The sequence below is a fragment of the Mucilaginibacter humi genome, assembly GCF_013087555.1.
Genome location: NZ_JABFCR010000028.1, coordinates 24,128 through 30,953, shown reverse-complemented (window position 1 = coordinate 30,953; position 6,826 = coordinate 24,128). Strand labels below are relative to the sequence as shown.

General features: G+C 40.5%; 5 protein-coding genes, 1 tRNA gene and 1 pseudogene. 6 read left to right on the top strand and 1 reads right to left on the bottom strand.

The annotated features are described in order from the left end of the window. Positions 1-168 precede the first annotated feature (168 nt). Positions 169-597 carry a hypothetical protein gene (locus tag HK413_RS07405; RefSeq protein ID WP_175269718.1) on the bottom strand — a complete coding sequence of 143 codons (429 nt, stop codon included), beginning with the start codon at positions 595-597 and terminating at the stop codon, positions 169-171. Between the two features lie 687 nt (positions 598-1,284). On the opposite strand from HK413_RS07405, the gene HK413_RS07400 reads away from it, so the two are divergent. From HK413_RS07400 to HK413_RS07380, 6 genes and pseudogenes are all read left to right on the top strand, one after another. Further along, positions 1,285-1,358 (top strand) — tRNA-Pro (locus HK413_RS07400). Positions 1,359-1,563: 205 nt separating this feature from the next. After that, entirely contained in the window at positions 1,564-1,797 is a 234-nt protein-coding gene (locus tag HK413_RS19580; protein ID WP_217452149.1) for a phytanoyl-CoA dioxygenase family protein, read from the top strand. Between the two features lie 70 nt (positions 1,798-1,867). Continuing rightward, positions 1,868-2,371, top strand: a pseudogene (locus HK413_RS19575) (phytanoyl-CoA dioxygenase family protein); the annotation flags it as partial. A 371-nt stretch (positions 2,372-2,742) separates the two neighbouring features. Further along, positions 2,743-4,218, top strand: coding sequence for a SusC/RagA family TonB-linked outer membrane protein (locus tag HK413_RS19570; protein ID WP_175269717.1), 1,476 nt, complete (start codon positions 2,743-2,745; stop codon positions 4,216-4,218). After that, positions 4,194-5,879: a SusC/RagA family TonB-linked outer membrane protein gene (locus tag HK413_RS19565; RefSeq protein WP_175269722.1), complete on the top strand. Its 1,686-nt coding sequence runs from the start codon at positions 4,194-4,196 to the stop codon at positions 5,877-5,879. Before HK413_RS19570 ends, HK413_RS19565 begins: the two co-directional genes overlap by 25 nt. A 15-nt stretch (positions 5,880-5,894) precedes the next feature. Beyond that, complete coding sequence (locus tag HK413_RS07380) at positions 5,895-6,824, top strand: RagB/SusD family nutrient uptake outer membrane protein (RefSeq protein WP_175269716.1); 930 nt, start codon at positions 5,895-5,897, stop codon at positions 6,822-6,824. Positions 6,825-6,826: the final 2 nt, after the last annotated feature.

Genomic DNA, 6,826 nt, shown 5'->3' with positions numbered 1-6,826 from the left:
TTTAACGTTACTAATGCACCTATAACAGTTTCGCCTTTGTCGTCTTTAACAATACCACTTACTTCGCGAAATGGCAACGGCGGTTGTACTAAAGGCACGGGTTTTTGTTGAGCCGACAGTTTAAGGGTTAGAGATATTAATAATATAGCAAATAAAAGTTTTTTCATATTAGAGTGTAGGTATTTTTAAGGGTATTAAGGGGCATGTTATTTTTTTAGCTAAAGTATATTTAGCCCAAAAATCTGTAGGCGCTATAAGGTCCTGAAAATCAATATTAGTTCCGCGTCCACCACCGCCGCGATTTCCACCGCCACGTCCTCCACGGCCGCCGCCACCAAATCCACCACCGGTAGGGGCAGGTATGCCGTTAAGCATTATCTGGTAAGCAAATTCTTTTGGGTCGGCAGCCGACAGGCCTAAAGCTTTAAGCGGGATAGCCATTTCGCAGGTCATCATTCCTTGCTCATCATACCCAACAAGGGCTTTGATGCTATATTCGTTGTAAATAGATATTAAGGTATCTGTGATTTCTTTAAAGCCTAATACTTTAATTTCTTTGGCTGCCGCTATAAATTGTTTATGCGCCTCTTCAGTCATCGCTTTAATTGCCGAATCTGATAGGTTGGTGTTGTTCCGGTTGCCACCAATGCCAAACCCGCCTCTTCTGCCACCGCCACCGCGTCCGCTACGGTTAACAACTGGGTAGGTTACGCTAAATGCATCCTTTTCACTTTTTTATCAGCAGTATTTATATTTAAGGTTATGCCACCTGCTGCAATTTTTGCACTGTTGGTTGCATCGCCCGATTTTGCAACCCGTATAAAAATTTTTCGTCATTAGCTAAGGTATAATATAGTTTGACAGCCTTGTTATAGGCCTCCGGAAGCCTTGCCACTCGCTTAAATTACCGTCAATTTTAACATTTGGTACGGCCAACACACTATTTGCCTGTACTGTTTTCAATTTATCCTGGGCAAATGTTTGCGAAATGCAAACGCCAAGTAAAAGCGATAATAATGTACTTTTTTCATCTTCTTTTATTTTTAAAATTGATTGACGGTGAAATTACGACGAAGTTTAGTTGTATGCTTCAATGTCGCATAATTGTTGCTTAAATGTCATGTAATTGTTGCACAAAACAGGGTAGCGATAGGGATAATACATGATCTGCGAAACAAGGATTTATTGTTTCGCTCACTAAATCAGCTAATTAAAAAAATGTAAAAAACTCTTTTAAAAAATATTTGCAGCAGCGATTTTAAATCCTACCTTTGCAATCCCAATCGGGATGTAGCGTAGCCCGGTATCGCGCCACATTTGGGATGTGGAGGCCGCAGGTTCGAATCCTGCCATCCCGACAACAAGCGATACCAAGTATCAAACCCTGTATATAACAATATACAGGGTTTTTTGTTTATTAATCCTTTTCAATTCATCGTTCCATATCCCTGCGAATAGATAAACTGTACCGAAAAATAATATCATAAAATAAATTAATAGTAGTAGCAATACTTTTATAGAAGAATTAAGTTTGATATGATAGGTCGTCATCAATCAAACGCTATGAAAGCAGACATCAAAACAGAGTTTCAGAAAAACGGATACGTTTTCATTCCCGGCTTTTTAACTAAGGAAGAAGTTGCTGATATCAATAAAAACTTTAGCCGGATAATTGACGAAGTAATACCGTGCATGGCCGCAAACAAGGTATTTTATGAAGATAAAACCAATATTGCAACCTTAAAGCAGGTAATGGATATACATATGCATGACGCCTTTTTAATGATGTCCTGTTAAGCGGCAAATTTAAAGACCTCGCCGAATTTTTACTCGAAGATAAAGTCATCGGCAAAAACCCGAATATTTTAACAAGCCACCCGTAATTGGCAAACCTACGCCACCGCACCAGGATGGTTATTACTTTATGTTAGATCCCTCGGTTGCGGTAACCATGTGGATAGCGCTTGAACCAGCCGATGAAGAGAATGGTTGTGTAAAATATGTAAAAGGCTCACACCTTAAAGGTATGAGACCGCATGGCTGTACAAAGACTTTAGGCTTCTCGCAGGGGATAATTGATTATGGTACAGAAGCCGATCTGCAAAATGAGATCGCTTTTCCTGCCCAGCCGGGCGACCTGCTGGTGCATCATTCTTTAACAATACACCGCGCCGGCGGCAATACTACTGCAAACAGGAATAGGAGGGCCTTAGGGTTGATCTACTTTGGCGAATCGGCCAGAGAGGATGTGGAGGCCAAGAAAGCATACCAGAAAAGCTGCAAAAAGAAAGCGTTTGATTGCGTGATATCCAACAAAAAAACCACCAACTTAACACTATATCTGCCCACCTTTTTGATTTGCACTTTCTAAGTTATACTTGTTCTTATACCAACCTATAAATAGTTATTTGAAGAAGAAATTTGCCCTGATCATCTTTATTAATAATAGATAGATATTCTTATAACCCCGCTAACTGCAATAATATAATACTTTTTTACCCCTTACGAAAGATAGTATCATAAATCCAATTAATAGTAGTAGAAAGCCCTTTCCTTTAACATTAAATTTGGTTAAACATAATATTAATATATAAATAGTTCTGTCAAAAACGGTTTTATAATATATTATAATTAACGCTAACCAGTAGTTCAAGTGTGCTGATCAACCTATTCGAATTTTAATATCTGGCCCAAAAACAATGTTAATGAATCAATCTTTTTCACGAATAAACAAAGGATCATATGCCCAAATTTTACAGCAATAAGAACGTACTACTATCGCTGACATTTTTACTTTTTTCGTTAACCGTTTTTTCGCAAACTTCTATAAAAGGAGTTGTTAAGGACGGTAAGGGTAATACTATACCCGGAGTTAGTATAAAAGTAAAAGAAGACACGCAAGCGGGTGCCATTACAGATAACAATGGCGCTTTCTCAATCAGGTTGGCCCCCGGCTATAAAACATTAATTACAAGTTTTATAGGTTTTAGCACCCGTGAGGTACTTATAAACGGACGGGATGTTATCCCTATCACGCTTGAAGAAAGCCAAACAGGGTTAAACGAAGTGGTGGTTACCGGTTATACCAGTACAGTACGTAAAGATTTAACTGGTTCAATCAGTACCGTAAATATGGCCGATCTGCAAAAAGCGCCGGTTCAGTCGTTTGCCGAAACATTGGCCGGCAGGGTGCCGGGTATCCGGGTAGTATCTCCCGATGGTAAACCAGGGTCACAACCAACTATTTTGATACGGGGCTTGGGTTCTCTTACCCGGGATAGTTCGCCATTGTATGTTATTGATGGTGTGCCTATAGAAAGCCCCGATAATAACATGATAGACCCTGCCAATATCGAAAGTATATCCGTACTTAAAGATGCTTCGGCAACGGCTATATATGGTTCAAGAGGTGGTAATGGTGTAATTGTTATTACCACTAAAAGAGGGAAAAAGGGTCCGTCAAAAGTTGACTATAACGGCTACTATGGTATAAATCAACCCTACAAGTTTTATAAACTGTTAAGCCCTTATGAGTTTGTACGATTGGCGCAGGATCAATTCCCAACCAATAATCCTTACTTAACAAATGGTAAGACATTGGAAGATTATCGAGATGTAAAAGGCAGCGACTGGCAAGATCTGTTGATCAGGACCGGTGTATCTAATAATCATTCCTTAATGGTTTCGGGCGGAAACGAAAATACCAACTATGCCATATCAGGTAACTATGTTAATCAAACAGGTATCCTTATAGCATCAGATTATACAAGGTATCAGGGTAAAATATCGCTCGATCAAAAAGTGGGTTCAAAAGCTAAGGTGGGCGGTACTTTAACTTATACCCGCAATATGACCACCGGCGGTGACCCTTCACCGGGATCAACCTCGTCGTTGTTTTTTAGCGCTTATACTTACCGCCCGATCGCAGGGCCGTCCTTTGGCGATTTTCCGCTGGAAGATCTGTTATATGATCCGGATAACAGTTATCCAACCGATGCGCGCTTAAATCCTATTATATCCTACCAAAACGAACTAAGGAATAAGATCAATAAGAACGTGATCGGTAATGTCTATATTGACTATAGCATCCTTAAAAATCTGAAATTTACCATAAGAGGTTCAATTAATTCAACCGACCAACGCACAGAAGCGTTCAATAATACCAAAACCCGCAGCGGGGGCAATATGGAACTATTGGTGTTAACGGCTCGGTTTTAAACGGAATAATTGACGTATATACTAATACCAACCTGTTACAATACGATAACGTTTTTGGAGACAAACATCACCTTACTGTACTATTAGGTACGGATTTACAACGCACCAATTATAAATCATTTGGGATGAGTTCAAACTTTATACCGGATGAAAGATTGGGCCTAAGCGGCATTGACGTTGGTATAGTACAACAAAATGGCGCGGTTGCCCGGATATCTTATAATACGCTTGAATCTGGCTTTGGTAGCATAGGCTATAACTATGCCGGTAAATATTATGTAAGCGGCACTTTCCGGGCCGATGGTAGTTCGAAATTTTCGGATAATCGCTGGGGATATTTCCCCTCCGCTGCCGTTAAATGGAAGTTTAGCGAAGAAGCATTTATGAAAAATCAATCATTTATTTCGGATGCCAATATTAGGGCGAGCTATGGTACAGCAGGTAACAACCGTGTGGGGGATTTTGACTACGTTGCAAACTTAAACTTTACCAGCCAATTGTATTTAAACGGTGGCCTGGTTGGGTTTAACGCGGTTACAAGCAACCTGCCTAACCCAACATTGAAATGGGAAACCGATACCAAACAGAATATAGCAGTTGACTTAGCATTTTTAAACGATCGCATTAACCTTACTGTAGAATATTATCATAATAAAGTTACTGATTTGCTTTATCGTACCCCATTGCCGGGCAATGTTGGGTACAGTTCTGCCATCCGTAATATTGCCAGTTTAAGCAATCGGGGTGTCGAGATCACTTTAGGTGCAGATGTGGTAAGAAGCCAAAACTTTGATTATTCTACCAGTTTCAATATATCATTCAATAAAAATAGGTTAGACGCTTTATCCGACCCCGGCGAAGAGGGCCTTACTACCAACGTAAACTGGGATCCAAACTTTACCAGCATACCGGCTTTTATATCAAAAGTTGGCGGTCCGCTTGGGCAGATCTACGGTTATATATCCGATGGTTTATATCAGCTAGAAGATTTTGATAAACAACCTAATGGTACTTACCTTTTAAAAGCGAATATGCCATTAAACGGGCCAACACAAAGCCGTGCTTCTATGGTACCCGGAATGGAAAAATACCGCGATATTAATAATGATGGTACTATAAACGATAACGATAAAACAGTTATAGGCAATGGCTACCCGATACATGTTGGCGGCTGGAGCAATAATTTCCGTTACAAAAACTTCGATCTTAATATGTTTTTCCAATGGTCATACGGTAACGATATCATCAATGCTAACCGTATCTGGTTTACCGGTGGTTCTGTAACCTTCCGCAGTAACCTGGGCCCTCAAAATGCCTTTGCCGATTATGCCAACCGCTGGACAATTAACAATACCAATACTGATATAGCCAGGATAGGGCAAAACAGCGCTGTATATTCTACCCGGTATGTTGAGGATGGGTCATACCTTAGGCTAAAAGCGTTTAACGTGGGTTATAACTTCCCTCAAAAATGGTTAACCAAGTACAAGATCAACAGGTTAAGAGTGTTTGTTTCGGCGGCTAACTTATTTACTATAACAGGCTACAAAGGCTACGACCCTGAGGTATCTACTTACTCAACGGCATTGAGCCCTGCTTTAGATTATTCAAGCTATCCGCGCCCCATCACCATAACCGGTGGCATTAACTTATCGTTATAATTTAAACTAAAAGATATGAAAAATATATTTACAACAAGTTTAATTGCATTAACGCTGCTTTGCAGCAGTTGTAAGAAAATTCTTGATACCAAGCCCCGTGATTTTTTATCGCCTGATCAATATTTTGCCAAGCCCGAAGATGCTACTGCAGCTTTAGGTGCAGCCCGGCAAATGCTTACTAAAAGAGAAGTGCTTGGCGGTTACTATCAGTTCCGTTACCAAACGTCTGACGATTGCTACACCAATTTATCGGCAGCCTTCCCGGCAAACCTTGGGTTAACCGCATCTGATCCCCAATGGGCCACAAGGTGGAACTACCTGTATCAAACTATTCAATATGTTAATATTTTATTAGCCAATTTGCCACGCGTGCCAATGGATGAAACCCAGCGGGGCATAATCAAAGGTGAGGGCTTATTCCTGCGTAGCTTCATTTATTACGAACTGGTTAAAGAGTGGGGCCCTGTACCAGTGCGTTTGGTACCTTCAACTGATCCAACAGATGTAAACTTACCTGCTACACCAATAAAAGATGTTTATGCTATAATTTTAAAAGACCTTAAAGAGGCTGAAGCTTTGGTACCTGCCGCGAGTGTGGCTAATTACGGAGCTGCCGGTTATGCTTCTAAATCAGCAGTGCAGGCTATACTGGCCCGTGTTTGTTTAACCATGGCAGGATATCCGCTTAACGATGTTTCTAAATATCAGGATGCCAAGGATTGGGCGCAAAAAGTGGTAGACTCAAAATTGCATTCGCTAAACCCTGATTTTACCCGTGTTTTCAAAAATTATGCTAATGGGGTTATTGATAAAAAAGAATCTATCTGGGAAATTGATTTTAACTATGTTTCCGGTAACTCCAACCCATCAGGCAGTATTGGATACCGGATGGCATCAGGAACACCAACGTTGCTTTTGGTGCCTCCGTTGGGCAATACAACGTAACC

What these genes read in the sequence shown, in the direction of transcription:
- HK413_RS07405 (WP_175269718.1), bottom strand. Translation starts at nt 597, where the DNA reads ATGACTGAAGAGGCGCATAAACAATTTATAGCGGCAGCCAAAGAAATT.
- HK413_RS19580 (WP_217452149.1), top strand. Translation starts at nt 1,564, where the DNA reads ATGAAAGCAGACATCAAAACAGAGTTTCAGAAAAACGGATACGTTTTC.
- HK413_RS19570 (WP_175269717.1), top strand. Translation starts at nt 2,743, where the DNA reads ATGCCCAAATTTTACAGCAATAAGAACGTACTACTATCGCTGACATTT.
- HK413_RS07380 (WP_175269716.1), top strand. Translation starts at nt 5,895, where the DNA reads ATGAAAAATATATTTACAACAAGTTTAATTGCATTAACGCTGCTTTGC.